A 13,550-nucleotide genomic window follows, 5' to 3' on the forward strand; every position below is an offset into this window, starting at 1 on the left:
GGCGCGGCCGACCGCCCGGGCCGTCACTCCATGCCGCGGCGCTTCATGACGTACCAGGTGATCTCCAGGGCGATGCCGCAGACCACCGCGATGGCGACGCCCACCAACGGGTCGCGGAAGCCGACCAGGGAGAGGTCGAAGAAGGACTTCAGCGGGGGCACCAGCAGGACCAGCGCGAAGGCGCCGCCCATGCTGCCGATCAGCAGCAGGCGCCACCAGTTGTACGGGCGGGCGACGATGGCGAGGACCCAGAGGGCGATCAGGAAGAGCGTCAGGGTGGCCACGCTGGTGTCGGCCTTGAGGTCGGTGGCGTGGTCGGCGCGGGCGAGCGAGTAGGCGACGAAGGTGCCGGTGCCGGCGATGATCCCGCCGGGGACGGCCAGCCGCAGCACGCGCTTCACGAAGCCGGTGCGGGCCCGCTCGTTGTTGGGGGCGAGGGCGAGGAAGAAGGCCGGGATGCCGATGGTCAGCGAGGACAGCACGGTGGAGTGCCGGGGCAGGAACGGGTACGGCGAATGGGTGAAGATCACCAGGAGGGCCAGCAGGACCGAGTAGACGGTCTTCACCAGGAAGAGTGAGGCGACCCGCTCGATGTTGCCGATCACCCGGCGGCCCTCGGCCACCACCGACGGCAGCGAGGCGAAGGAGTCGTTCAGCAGCACGATCTGGGCGACGGCCTTGGTGGCGTCGGAGCCGGTGCCCATCGCCACGCCGATGTCGGCGTCCTTGAGCGCGAGCACGTCGTTGACGCCGTCGCCGGTCATCGCCACGGTGTGGCCGCGGGACTGCAACGCCCCGACCAGCAGGCGCTTCTGCTGCGGGGTGACCCGGCCGAAGACGCTGGTCCGGTCGGCGGTCTCGGCGAGCTCCTTCGGATCGGCGGGCAGGGTGCGGGCGTCCAGCGGGTGGTCGGCGCCGGGCAGGCCCAGGTGGCCGGCCACCGCGCCGACCGAGACCGCCGCGTCGCCGGAGATGACCTTGGCCCGGACCCGCTGGCTCTCGAAGTAGCGCAGCGTCTCGGCGGCGTCCGAGCGCAGCCGCTGCTGGAGCACCACCAGGGCGAGCGGGGTGAGGTCGGCCGCCGGGTCGGGGGAGTCCAGCGGGACGGGGGTGCGGCCCAGCAGCAGCACCCGCAGGCCCCGGGCGCCCAGCTCGTCCACCTCGGCCAGCGCCGGGTGCCCGGCGGGCAGCAGCACGTCGGGCGCGCCGAGCAGCCAGCTGGCCTCGCCGCCCTGCGGCTCCAGCAGTTGCACGCCGCTCCACTTGCGGGCGGAGGAGAAGGGCATCGCCTCGATCACCCGCCAGCCGTCGCGGCCCCCCGAACCGCCCGGAGAACCGTTCGCGGGCCCGTCGCCGCGCCCGTACGCGTCGATGACCGCCTGCATGGACGGGTTGGGGCGGGCGTCGGCGCCGGCCATCACGGCCAGGGCGTGCTTGACGGTCTCCGGGGCGACGGCGGCGGGCTCCCCGTCGGAGAGCACCCGCAGGTCGATGACGTCCATGCCGCCCTCGGTGAGGGTGCCGGTCTTGTCCAGGCAGACGGTGTCCACCCGGGCCAGGCCCTCGATCGCCGGGAGCTCCTGGACCAGGCACTGCTTGCGGCCGAGCCGCACCACGCCGATCGCGAAGGCGACTGAGGTCAGCAGCACCAGCCCTTCGGGGACCATCGGCACGATGCCGGCCACCATGCGCCGGACGGCTTCCTTCCAGTCCCGGCCCTCGACGGCCAGCTGGCTGATGATCAGACCGAGGGCGGTGGGGATCAGCAGGTAGGTGATGATCCGCAGGATGCTGTCGATGCCGGAGCGCAGCTCGGACTTCACCAGGGTGAACCTGCTGGCCTCCTCGGCGAGCTGGGCCGCGTAGGCCTCGCGGCCGACCTTGGTCGCGGTGAACGCGCCGGCCCCGGCCACCACGAAGCTGCCGGACATCACCTGGTCGCCGGGCTGCTTGAGGACCGGGTCGGGTTCGCCGGTGAGCAGCGACTCGTCGATCTCCAGGCCGTCCGCCTCGGTGACCTCGCCGTCCACGATCACCTTGTCGCCGATGCCGAGCAGCACGGTGTCGTCGAGGACGATCTCGGAGACGCCGATCTGTTGGGCGGAGCCGTCCCGGCGGACCTGCGGGCGGGCCTCGCCGATCAGGGCCAGGCTGTCCAGGGTCTTCTTGGCGCGCAGCTCCTGGATGATGCCGATCGCCGTGTTGGCCACGATGACCAGGCCGAACAGGCCGTCCTGGATCGGACCGACGATCAGGATGATCCCGAACATCACGCCGATGATCGCGTTGAAGCGGGTGAAGACGTTGGCCCGGACGATCTCCCTGGTGGACCGGCTGGACCGTACCGGGACGTCGTTGACCTGGCCCTTCGCGACCCGCTCGGCCACCTCGGCGGCCGTCAGGCCGCCGCGCCGGCCGGGCAGCAGGCCGAGGGGGTGTGCTCCGTCCGGGCGGGCTGCGTCGGTCGGCGGCTCTTCCGCTGGCTGGGCAGGCTGCGTCATGGCACCGACTCTACGGGTGCCTTATGTCCGGTGCGTGCTACTAAAGGACTATTCAGTCCGACCGGGTGGCCGGGTTCTGGCCGTTGTCCCCGGTCGTCCGTTCGGCCGTGTGCCCCGGCGCGGGTCCGGCCGCCTCGGCGGCGCGGCCGCGGGCGATGGCGTCCCGCCGGGCGCGGCAGTACCAGAGGCCGATCAGGCCGAGCAGGCCGCCGGAGAGGCAGATCCAGGGCCAGGTGCCGTGGCCGTGCGCGGAGAGGGTGCCCTGGAAGGGGAGCAGGGCGAGGAAGGCGACGAACCACAGCACCGTGCCGCCGCCGACGATGGCGACGTCGTTGGCCTCCAGCGGAGGGGGCGAGGGGTGCAGTGGCGTCTTGGGCATGGGGCCTAGGGTACGGTGCGCCGGGGCCGTTGTGGGGTGTTCGGACCCCCTGCGCGCTCTACGCGCGAAGATAGCGCGTGTGCGATCGGGAAACCATACTTAAAGATCTGCGCCCGGCCACCGTCGCCCCCGGGCCTCCCCTCCCCCTCCTCAGCTCCCCCACAGAGGACGCACGCATGCCTGTGGTCCAGCCGACCACCGAGTCGCCCGAACCCGCCGACGCCGCGCCGAAGCCCCCCACGAGCGCCGTCGACCGCTTCTTCCGGATCAGCGAGCGAGGCTCCACCCTGCCGCGCGAGATCCGCGGCGGTGTCGCCACCTTCTTCACCATGGCGTACATCCTGGTGCTGAACCCGATCATCCTGGCCAGCGGCACGGACGTCACCGGGGCCCACCTCGACAGCGCCCAGCTGGTCACCGCCACCGCCCTGACCGCGGGTCTGACCACGCTGCTGATGGGCGTCATCGGCAACGTCCCGATCGGCCTGGCCGCCGGCCTCGGCGTCAACACGATCGTGGCGCTCCAGCTGGCCCCCAAGATGACCTGGCCGGACGCCATGGGCATGGTCGTGCTGGCCGGTTTCGCGATCATGCTGCTGGTCGCCACCGGGCTGCGCGAGCGGGTCATGAACGCCGTCCCGCTCGGCCTGCGCAAGGCCATCGCGATCGGTATCGGCCTGTTCATCAGCCTGGTCGGTCTGGTCGACTCCGGCTTCGTCAGCCGCATCCCGGACGCCGCCCACACCACCGTCCCGCTCCAGCTCGGCGGCAACGGGCACCTGCTCGGCTTCCCGGTGCTGATCTTCGTGGTCGGCCTGCTGCTCACCCTGGTCCTGCTGATCCGCAAGGTGCCCGGCGCCATCCTGATCAGCATCGCGGTCTCCACCGCGCTGGCCGTGGTCATCGACAAGGTGGCCGACGTCCCGGCCGCCAAGTGGGGCCTCACCGTCCCGACCTGGCCCGGCAACCCGGTCTCCGCGCCGGACTTCGGACTGGTCGGCAAGGTCAGCCTGTTCGGCGGCTTCGAGAAGGTCGGCGTGCTGACCGGCGTGCTCTTCGTCTTCACCGTGCTGATGTCGTGCTTCTTCGACGCGATGGGCACCATCCTCGGCGTGGCCGACGAGGCTCACCTGCTGGACGCCAAGGGCGACCTGCCCGGCATCAACAAGGTCCTGATGGTCGACGGCATCGCCACCGCGGCCGGCGGCGCCACCTCGTCCTCCGCCAACACCTGCTTCGTCGAGTCCACCGCCGGCGTCGGCGAGGGCGCCCGCACCGGCTTCGCCTCGATCGTCACCGGCCTGCTCTTCGTGGTGGCGCTCTTCCTCACCCCGCTCGCCACCATGGTCCCGGCCCAGGCCGCCACCCCGGCCCTGGTCACCGTCGGCTTCCTGATCCTGGCCAACTCGATCAAGGAGATCGACTGGGCCGACTACACGATCGCGATCCCGGCCTTCGTGACCATCGTGATGATGCCGTTCACCTACAGCATCACCAACGGCATCGGCATGGGCTTCATCACCTTCTGCGTGATGCGCCTGGCCGCCGGCCGCGGCCGCGAGGTCCCCGTCCCGATGTACACGGTGGCGGCGGTGTTCGCTTTCTACTACCTGATGCCGGCCTTCGGCCTGCTCTGACGCCGCGACGTCGACCGAGCCCCGCCCTCCCCGTTCCGGGAGGGCGGGGCTCCGCCGTTCCCGGTCGTCTCCCGATCGCTTCCCGGGGCGTCTCCCGGTCGTTTCCCGCGGGCGGCCGTCCGGTCAGTGGACGCAGAACTCGTTGCCCTCGGGGTCCCGCATGACCGTCCAGGCGCCGCCGGGCTCCTCGACCTGCCGCAGGACGGTGGCGCCGAGGGCCGTGAGGCGGGCGACGGTGGCGGCGCGCTCGCCCGGGCCGGGGTGGACGTCGAGGTGCAGGCGGTTCTTGCCCTGCTTGGGCTCGGGGACGGCCTGGAACAGGACACGGCGGCCGAGGCCGGTGTCCGAGGCCGGGTCGAACGGGTCCTCGGGGTGGCGGACGGCGGCCAGGGTGCGCCAGGCCGGACGTCCGTCCAGCTCGGTGACGGCCTCCGGGCCGACCGCGCCGGCGGCGAGCAGCCGGGTGATCAGCGCGCCGTGGTCCTCCAGCGCGTACTCCAGGGCGGCGGCCCAGAAGGCGGCCTGGCGGTGCGGGTCGGCGCAGTCGATGACGAGCTTCCAGTGCAGCGGCATGTAACCGTTTCTACCGGTTACCGGGGGCCGGACAATGATCGACCGTCAGAAGTTGTCAAAAAGGCACCCGTGTAGGCGAGTTGGCGGTGGGAATACTGGCTGGACGGAGAAGGGGGAGGGGACTCGACCGATGGTGCAACAGGATCCGCCGGGGGGCGTCGAGGCACAGCTGCTGCCGGAGCTGTTCCGGACGGCGGACAAGGCCTCGCTGGACGGGCAGCGCGAGACGCTGCGCTGGTACCGCGGACTGATCGCGATGCTGGTGGTCGCGGCGCTGATCGGGTCCTTCCCGGGCCCGGACGACAAGCAGGGGTTCGACCCGTGGCCGATGCTCTCGGTGGCCGCCTTCCTGGTGGCCGGGTACTTCTGGTCCCGGCTGCGCCGCAGCAACCCGCAGGGCCGCTGGTACCAGGCCCGGGCGGCGGCCGAGTCGGTCAAGACGCTGGCCTGGAAGTACACCGTCCGGGCCCGGCCGTTCGACGGCCCGGCCGAGTCCGCGGACGTCGACCGCGGCTACCTGCTCCAGGTCGAGGACGTGCTGCGGGCCTTCGAGGACCCGGAGATCGTGCCGCCCGGCAGCGTCGCCGAGATCACCCCGGAGATGCGCCGGCAGCGCGCCGAGAGCCTGACCGCCCGGCGCACCCTCTACCTGCGCACCCGGGTCGAGGGCCAGCGCACCTGGTACCGCTCCCGGGCCGAGGCCTGCGACTCGCAGGCGGTCTCCTGGGGGCTCGGCATCGCGGTGCTGATCATCGTCGGCGCGGCGGCGGCCGTCGCCCAGGCCACCGGCGCGCTGCAGGTGCACCTCTTCGGCGCCACCTCGGCCGCGGCCGCGGCGATCATCGCCTGGACGCAGCTCAAGCAGCTCGGCCCGCTGGCCGCCGCCTACCAGCTGGCCGCGCGCGAGCTGGAGAACGTCGGCAACCAGCTGTCCGACCTCGACCTCCGGGCGCCGGACGCCGAGGCGCGCTGGGCCCGGCTGGCCGCCGAGGCCGAGGACGCCGTCTCCCGGGAGCACACCACCTGGCGGGCCCGCCGGGCGTTCCCGCGCTGAGCCGGGCCGGGCGCGGGGGCGGTCTGGGCGGGGGCGGGCGCGGGCCGGGCGGGGAAGGGTATGCGACCGGAGCGGGGACTTGGGGAGATCCGGCGAAACGCGGGGCACAGGTGTGCGGGGTGCGTGAGAGTAGAGCGCTCAGGTACGGACCGTAATCATTACGTGTCCATGCCGTGGTTTCATCGCCTGCGCGCGACCCCAGTTCCCGCCGGAGGCCCTCCTTGCGCATTCTCCTGATCGCCAGCGCGTTCAACAGCCTGACCCAGCGCGTCCACACCGCCCTGCGCGGGCGCGGCCACCGGGTCGCCGTCCAACTCGCCCTGGGTGACGAACAGATGAGGGCGGCGGTGGCCCGTACCGACCCCGAGCTGATCGTCTGCCCGATGCTCACCAGGGCCGTCCCGCAGGACATCTGGTCCACCCGGACCGTCCTGATCGTGCACCCGGGCCCCAAGGGCGACCGCGGCCCCTCCTCGCTCGACCGGGCGATCACCGAGGGGGCGCGGCACTGGGGCGTCACCGTGCTGCAGGCCGTCGAGGAGATGGACGCCGGTGACATCTGGGCGTCCGTCGACTTCCCCGTCCCCGCCTGCGGCAAGAGCGAGTTGTACCGCGGCGAGCTCGCCGACGCGGCCGTCGAGGCCGTCCTGCTGGCCGTCCAGCGGTACGAGGGCGGGCTGTTCACCCCCGAACCGCTGGACTACGCCCGGCCGGACGTGCACGGCCGCCCGCGCCCCTTCCTGCGCCAGGAGGAACGCCGGATCGACTGGGAGCGGGACGACACCGCCACCGTGCTGCGCAAGCTGCGCGCCGCCGACTCCCAGCCCGGCGTGCTGGACGAGCTGTACGGCCGGGAGTTCTTCCTGCACGGCGGCCACCCCGAGGACGAGCTGCGCGGCCCGGTGCCCGGCGCCGTGCTGGCCACCCGGGACGGCGCGATCTGCCGGGCCACCGTGGACGGCGCGGTCTGGATACCGCAGCTGCGCCCGCGCCGCACCCCCGGCGGGCCGGCCACCTTCAAGCTGCCGGCCGCCACCGTGCTCGCCGACGAGCTGTACCGGGTCCGCGAGGTGCCGGTGAGCCCGGAGCGGGCGAGCGGCCGGGACACCTGGTCGGAGCTGCGCTACCGCGAGGAGGGCGAGGTCGGCTTCCTCGAATTCGCCTACGCGGGCGGGGCGATGAGCACCGAGCAGTGCCGCCGGCTGCTCGCCGCCTACCGGGAGGCGGCCGACCGGCCGACCTCGGTGCTGGTGCTCGGCGCCCCGCGGGACTTCTACTCCAACGGGATCCAGCTCAACGTCATCGAGGGCGCGGCCTTCCCGGCGCTGGAGTCCTGGGAGAACATCAACGCGATGGACGACTTCGTCGAGGCGGTGCTGACCACGACGGACAAGGTGACGGTGGCGGCGCTGGCCGGGAACGCGGCGGCCGGCGGGCTGATGGCGGCGCTCGCCGCCGACGAGGTGTGGTGCCGGGAGTCGGCGGTGCTCAACCCGCACTACCGGCTGATGGGCCTGCACGGCTCCGAGTACTGGACGTACACCCTGCCCCGCCGGGTCGGCGCCGAGCAGGCCGGGCGGCTCACCGCCGAGGCGCTGCCGGTCGGCGCCGACCACGCCCGCCGGATCGGCCTGGTGGACCGTACGGCCGGCGGGGACGCGGCCGGGTTCCGCCGCTGGGTGGCGCGGGAGGCGGCCCGGATCGCCGCCTCGCCGGACCTCACCGGGCGGCTGGTGGACAAGAAGCGCCGCCGCGCGGTCGACGAGGAGGCCAAGCCGCTGGCCGAGTACCGGGCGGAGGAACTGCGCCGGATGCACGCCAACTTCTACCGGGCGGGCGAGCCGTACCACGCGCTGCGGCGGGACTTCGTGCACAAGGTCTGCCCGGTGGCCACGCCGGAGCACGTGGCGGAGCTGCTCGGGCGGCCCGAACAGCCCTGACGGGCGGCGCGGGCGGAGGCCGGGAGCGGAAATCGGGAGCGGAAATCGGGAGCGGAAATCGGGAGCGGAGACCCGGAGCGGCGGGCTGTCCTGGCCACCCGGGGTGCGCGCGGCCTCCGCGGCCCACGCGGCCCGGGGGGCACGCGGGGGCCGCGCGGGCAGCGGGGCGGCCGGACCGGCCAGCAGGGGCCGGGAGTCGGGTCGGCTCGGCGAGACCGCGAAGGCCAGCGAGCCGAAGAAGACGTAGCAGCCCAACCCGACCCCGAGCGGGAAGAGGAACTGGAGTGCCATCACACCGCCCGCGGTGGAGCGCGAGAAGTCCAGCTGGACGGAGAGCGCCGCCATGCCGGTGTAGTGCATCGCGCAGACCGCCACGCCCATCACCGGTGCCGCCGCCAGCACGGCGAGGGTGCCCCGGATGTTCAGCGCGGCCCAGAGCGCGGCCGTGGCCGCGACCACCGCGATGGCGACCGAGGCCGCCACGGTGAGCCGGTCGTAGCCGAGCCGGCCGGGCAGCACCATCGCGGCCATGCCCAGGTAGTGCATCGCGGCGACCCCGAGGCCGGTGGTCAGCCCGCCGACCAGCAGCGCCAGGACGCGGCGCCGCCAGTACCCGACGGTGAAGAGCCCGACGCCGACCACGGCGACGGCGACCAGCAGGCTGAGCACGGTCACCCCGGGCCGGTAGCCGATCTCGACGCCGGTCACGGAGAAGCCGAGCATCGCGATGAAGTGCATGGACCAGATCCCGGCCCCGAGCGAGGTCGAGGCGAACAGCAGCCAGACGGCCCGGGTGCGGCCCCGGGAGACGAGTGCCTAGCGGGCGCTGCGCAGGGCGACGAAGGCGCCGACGCAGGCGACGAAGTACGAGACCGCCGGGGTCACCCAGCCGTGGTCGGCATGGTGGATCTCACCCAATAGAGCTCCCTGGACGAGGGTTGAGGGCACCGGGCGGGGGCGGACGCGGCTGGCCGGGGGAGGCGCGCGGCAACGGGCACCGGAGCGGGGGCGTGCTCCCGCGAGGGAGGGGTCCTGACATGTGGTGCCCCTGACAAACGGGGAGCGTAGTCACTGCCCGGCAGTCGCACAATGTTCGCGCTTTTCGTGAAGTCCCAGGTCAGGATGGGCCTTTACGCGGCCTGCATGATCCCGGCACCAACCCCTGACACCGCCTGCGCACCGTCTCCGGGCGACCGGAGGCGACCGGAGACGGCCGTCGCGCGCCTTCGGTGCTCACTCCAGCGGGGCTAGCCCGAACGGGTGGCCGGCCGGGTCGACCAGCACCCGCAGGGTGCGTCCGTGCTGGTAGGAGGGCTCGGTGGCGCCGAGCGCGAGGGCCTTCGCGGTGGCCTCTTCCAGGTCGTCGACGTAGAAGTCGAGGTGGAAGTGCTTGCTGCCGTCCGGTTCCGTCCACGGCTCCGGCCGGTACCCGCTCACCCGCCCGAAGCCCAGCGGGCTGCCGCCCTCGGGGTTGTCCAGGATCGCGAAGTGCTCGTCCGCGTGCCTGGTCTCCCACCCCAGCAGCTCGCCGTAGAACGAGGCCAGCGCGACCGGGTCGGCGCAGTCGATGGTGACCATGGCGAGCCGGGCGAAGCCGGTGTCGCCGGGCCCGGTCTGCGTGGACCGCTCGGACGGCTGCGGCTGCTCGGGCCGCTGTTCGGGCCGCTGGGACCGCTCGGACTGCTCGGTGGCGAGGTCGGACATGGCAGGTCGGCCCTTCTGGGAGAGAGCTGAGGCCCATGACCAATATGGCACCGGGGTGACCCTCCGGCACGGTGGCGGATCCCATTTTCCTTAGCGAGAGTAATGACATAGACTAAAGGAATGCCCGAGATGTCCGAGCAGGACCTCGCAGCGATCAGTCAGCTGCGATCGTCCACGATGCGCCTCTCCCGACGACTCAAACACCAGCGGGTGGAGGAGTCGCTGAGTCCCACCGAGATGGGAGTGCTGGGCACCCTCGCCCGGTGCGGAAAGGCGACGCCGGGTGAGCTCGCCCGGAAGGAGCACGTGCAGCCGCCTTCGATGACCAGGATCGTCGCGATGCTGGAGGAGAAGGGGCTGGTGCGGCGCGAACCGCACCCCGAGGACCGCCGCCAGGTGGTCGTCAGCAGCACCGAGCAGGCCGAGACGATCCTCGCGGAGAGCCGTCGACGCCGGAACGTCTGGCTCGCCGAGCTCGCCCAGGGGCTCGACGAGGAGGAGTGGGCCGTCCTCAGGGAGGCCGCGCCCGTGCTCTACAAGCTCGCCCACCTGTAACTCGTACACCTCCAGGCACACCGACCCCGGCCGGCCGCCGGGAGAACAAGGAGCCCGCATCACCGCAGGACCGACCACCGACACCAGGAGCGCGACGGCCACCGCCATGGCCGTCGCGCCACGAGGGGAGACCAACGTGACACCGCCGGCCGCAGCCAGCGCCGCCGCCATCCGCACCGACGACCCGACCACCGACCCCGCCGCGGCAGGCGCCGCGGCCGCCGACGCCCAGGCCCCCGCCCCCACGGGACTGCCCGGCAGCGGCGACGACGACCCCGACGAACGCACCGCGGCGCACTCCGCCGCTCAGCGCCGCGCCCACGCGGCCTCCCGCCCGTCGCCCGCCACCGCCCTTCCCGCGACGGGCTCCGCCCGGTCGCTCCCGTCGCCGACCGGCGCCCGCTTCACCAGGCCCGGGGGGATGTTCTCCTCCCTGCGCGTTCGCAACTACCGCTACTACTTCGCCGGCCAGGTGGTGTCCAACACCGGCACCTGGATGCAGCGCATCGCCCAGGACTGGCTGGTGCTGAGCCTCACCGGCAGCCCGCTCGCGGTCGGCATCACCACCGCCATGCAGTTCCTGCCGATGCTGCTGTTCGGCCTGTTCGGCGGCGTGCTCGCCGACCGGATGCCCAAGCGCCGGCTGCTGATCTACACCCAGGGCGCGATGGGCCTGCTGGCCGCCGGCCTCGCGGTGCTGACCGTCGGCGGCGTGGTGACGCCGTACTACGTGTACGTCTTCGCGCTGCTGCTCGGCCTGGTCACCGTGGTGGACAACCCGACCCGGCAGGCCTTCGTCTCCGAGATGGTCGGACCCAAGGACCTCGCCAACGCCGTCAGCCTGAACGCCGCCAACTTCCAGACCGCCCGGCTGGTCGGCCCCGCCGTCGCGGGCCTGCTGATCGCCGCGGTCGGCAGCGGCTGGGCGTTCGCCGTCAACGCGCTGTCCTTCGCCGCCGTGATCGGCGGGCTGCTCGCGATGCGGGAGGGCGAACTGCGCCCGACCGAGCCGATCGCCCGCGAGAAGGGGCAGCTGCGCGAGGGGCTGCGGTACGTCAAGGAGCGGCCCGAGCTGCTCTGGCCGATGGTGCTGGCCGGGTTCATCGGCACCTTCGGCTTCAACTTCCCGACGCTGCTCGCCGGCTTCGCGTACGACACCTTCGAGGTCGGCGCCGGCCAGTACGGGCTGCTGAACACCGCGATGGCGATCGGCTCGCTGACCGGTGCGCTGCTCGCCGCCCGCCGGGGCGCGCCGCGGCTGCGCCGGCTGGTCGGCGCGGCGCTGGCCTTCGGCACGCTGGAGGTGGTCGCCGCGTTCGCGCCCGACTACTGGACCTTCGCGCTGCTGCTGATGCTGATCGGGGTCTTCGGCCTGAGCTTCAACACCTCGGTCAACTCCGCGCTGCAGCTGGCCACCGACCCCGAGATGCGCGGCCGGGTGATGGGCCTGCTGGTGCTGGTCTTCACCGGCGGCACCCCGATCGGCGCCCCGATCGTCGGCTGGGTGACCGCCTCGTACGGGCCCCGGCTCGGCCTGCTGGCCTGCGGGCTGGTGTCCGCGGCGGCGGCCGGCGCGGTCGGCCTGGTGCTGGCCCGCAGCGCGGACCTGCGGGTGCGGTTCGACCTGCACCCGGGCCGCGGCGGCCGGGTGGTGGCCTTCGTGCCGCGGACCGCTGCGGCGGGCAAGTCGGAGCTGGCCACGGCCTGCTGACGGCGCGTCAGGCCCCCGGGGCGTCCCGGGGCCTGCGGCGGTTCAGACCCGCATGGCGAGGACCTGGCCCGGCCAGAGGCCGCTCGGCTGCTCGACCTCGAATCCCTCGGTCTCGGTGAAGCCGAGCGCCCGGTACCGGGCGACCAGCTCGCGGTCGGCGCCGGCGTAGCAGTCCACCCGGAGCAGGCCGATGCCGCGCCGCCGGGCCTCCTCCACCGCGTCGGCGATCAGCGCGGCGCCGAGGCCCGAGCCCTTGCGGCTGCGGTCGGTGACCAGGAGGCGGACGTACAGCTCGCGCTCGTCCACGGCGGGGATCCACCGGCCGCGGTCCTCGTTGAGCACGCAGCAGCCGACCGTACGGCCGTCGTCGTCCACGGCGAGGCGGATCAGGAACGGCTCGGCGGTGTACGAGGTGGCCTGGTCGACCCGGGCCGGGACGGTGCTGAAGGGCTGGTCCCCCCACTGGCCGGTGCGGCCCCGGGCCGCCAGCCAGGAGACGGCGCCGTCGAGCAGGGACAGGATGTCGGGGACGTCTTCGGGGCCCCCGTTGCGGATCTTCATGAAGGAACGTTCTATCCCAAACGCCGGGGCGCGGGAAGATGGACCCATGAGGCTGTTCGTCGCCGTGCTGCCGCCGGTCGAGGCGTTGCAGGGGCTCTCCGACGCGGCCGCCCCGCTGCGGGAGCTGCCCGGGGCGGAGCGGCTGCGCTGGACCGGCGCCGAGGGCCGGCACCTGACCCTCGCCTTCCTGGGCGAGGTGGCGGCCGAACGGCTGCCCGAGCTGGAGGCGGGTCTGGCCGCCGTCGCCGAGGTCCACGCGGTGCACCGGCTGCGGATCGCGGGCGCGGGGCGGTTCGGCGACCGGGTGCTCTGGGCCGGCGTCGACGGCCAGGTCTGGGCGCTGCGCCGGCTGGCCGAGGCCGTCACCGCGGCCACCGCCGAGGTGACCGGGGCGACCGACGACTACGCCTTCCACCCGCACCTCACCCTCGCCCGGGCCGGCTCCTCGCGCGGCCACCGGCGGGCCGTGCAGCGGGTCGCGGCGGCCGAGCTGGACGGCCTGGTGGCGGCGCTGGCCGACTACCGGGGGCCGGAGTGGGAGGCCGCCGAGCTGCACCTGATGCGCAGCGACCCGGGCGGCGGCTCCGCCCGCTACGAGTCGCTGCGCGCCTGGCCGCTGGCGGACTGGAGCTGAGGCCCCGGGGCCGGGACGGGGGTCGGGGCGGGGGTCGGGGCGGGGCCGGGGCGGGGGCCGAGGGTCAGGGTCCGGGAGGAGTCCCGGGTGAGCCGGAGGTACGCTCGTTGACCGTGGATCCCAAGACTCGTATGCGCATCGTCTCCGGCACCCTGGTGCTGATGCTGGTCGTCGTGCTGATCAGCTCACTGGTCGGCCGCTAGCCGAAGGGGCGCCCCGGCCCCGGCCCCGGCCCTGGTCCCGGCCCGGCCCCGGCCCCGGAACGGCGAGAGGGCCACCGCCCGTCGGCGGTGGCCCTCGG

At 73.4% G+C, this 13,550-nt stretch carries 11 protein-coding genes and 1 pseudogene; 6 read left to right on the top strand and 6 right to left on the bottom strand.

Annotation, left to right across the window (positions count from 1 at the left end; genetic code table 11):
• Positions 1 to 23 precede the first annotated feature (23 nt).
• Entirely contained in the window at positions 24 to 2,501 is a 2,478-nt protein-coding gene (locus tag ACFWP2_RS02830) for an HAD-IC family P-type ATPase (protein WP_380447622.1), read from the bottom strand.
• A gap of 52 nt (positions 2,502 to 2,553) precedes the next feature.
• Positions 2,554 to 2,880, bottom strand: coding sequence for a DUF2530 domain-containing protein (locus ACFWP2_RS02835; RefSeq protein ID WP_380447624.1), 327 nt, complete (start codon positions 2,878 to 2,880; stop codon positions 2,554 to 2,556).
• A 176-nt stretch (positions 2,881 to 3,056) separates the two neighbouring features.
• On the opposite strand from ACFWP2_RS02835, the gene ACFWP2_RS02840 reads away from it, so the two are divergent.
• Complete coding sequence (locus ACFWP2_RS02840) at positions 3,057 to 4,517, top strand: NCS2 family permease (protein ID WP_380447626.1); 1,461 nt, start codon at positions 3,057 to 3,059, stop codon at positions 4,515 to 4,517.
• Between the two features lie 123 nt (positions 4,518 to 4,640).
• On the opposite strand, the gene ACFWP2_RS02845 is transcribed toward ACFWP2_RS02840, so the two are convergent.
• Complete coding sequence (locus tag ACFWP2_RS02845) at positions 4,641 to 5,090, bottom strand: VOC family protein (RefSeq protein ID WP_380447628.1); 450 nt, start codon at positions 5,088 to 5,090, stop codon at positions 4,641 to 4,643.
• Positions 5,091 to 5,220: 130 nt separating this feature from the next.
• Between ACFWP2_RS02845 and ACFWP2_RS02850 the strand changes: the two genes are divergently transcribed.
• Complete coding sequence (locus ACFWP2_RS02850) at positions 5,221 to 6,144, top strand: DUF4231 domain-containing protein (protein WP_380447630.1); 924 nt, start codon at positions 5,221 to 5,223, stop codon at positions 6,142 to 6,144.
• 221 nt (positions 6,145 to 6,365) lie between these two features.
• On the top strand, positions 6,366 to 8,084 hold the full coding sequence (locus ACFWP2_RS02855; protein WP_380447632.1) for a hydrogenase maturation protein: 1,719 nt from the start codon (positions 6,366 to 6,368) through the stop codon (positions 8,082 to 8,084).
• Between the two features lie 297 nt (positions 8,085 to 8,381).
• Here ACFWP2_RS02855 and ACFWP2_RS02860 read toward each other — a convergent pair.
• Together ACFWP2_RS02860 and ACFWP2_RS02865 are read right to left on the bottom strand one after the other, a co-directional pair.
• Positions 8,382 to 8,822, bottom strand: a pseudogene (locus ACFWP2_RS02860) (MHYT domain-containing protein); the annotation flags it as partial.
• A gap of 495 nt (positions 8,823 to 9,317) precedes the next feature.
• Positions 9,318 to 9,788 (bottom strand): VOC family protein, encoded by a 471-nt coding sequence (locus ACFWP2_RS02865; protein WP_380447634.1) that lies wholly within the window; start codon positions 9,786 to 9,788, stop codon positions 9,318 to 9,320.
• A gap of 120 nt (positions 9,789 to 9,908) precedes the next feature.
• On the opposite strand from ACFWP2_RS02865, the gene ACFWP2_RS02870 reads away from it, so the two are divergent.
• On the top strand, positions 9,909 to 10,343 hold the full coding sequence (locus ACFWP2_RS02870) for a MarR family winged helix-turn-helix transcriptional regulator (protein WP_030235202.1): 435 nt from the start codon (positions 9,909 to 9,911) through the stop codon (positions 10,341 to 10,343).
• Positions 10,344 to 10,764: 421 nt separating this feature from the next.
• Complete coding sequence (locus ACFWP2_RS02875) at positions 10,765 to 12,054, top strand: MFS transporter (protein WP_380448191.1); 1,290 nt, start codon at positions 10,765 to 10,767, stop codon at positions 12,052 to 12,054.
• 42 nt (positions 12,055 to 12,096) lie between these two features.
• Here ACFWP2_RS02875 and ACFWP2_RS02880 read toward each other — a convergent pair whose 3' ends face one another.
• Positions 12,097 to 12,615 (bottom strand): GNAT family N-acetyltransferase, encoded by a 519-nt coding sequence (locus ACFWP2_RS02880; RefSeq protein ID WP_380447636.1) that lies wholly within the window; start codon positions 12,613 to 12,615, stop codon positions 12,097 to 12,099.
• A gap of 46 nt (positions 12,616 to 12,661) precedes the next feature.
• On the opposite strand from ACFWP2_RS02880, the gene thpR reads away from it, so the two are divergent.
• On the top strand, positions 12,662 to 13,249 hold the full coding sequence (gene thpR / locus ACFWP2_RS02885) for an RNA 2',3'-cyclic phosphodiesterase (protein ID WP_380447638.1): 588 nt from the start codon (positions 12,662 to 12,664) through the stop codon (positions 13,247 to 13,249).
• The last annotated feature ends 301 nt before the right edge of the window (positions 13,250 to 13,550 follow it).

The sequence above is a fragment of the Kitasatospora sp. NPDC058444 genome, assembly GCF_042721415.1.
Taxonomy (GTDB): Bacteria; Actinomycetota; Actinomycetes; order Streptomycetales; family Streptomycetaceae; genus Kitasatospora.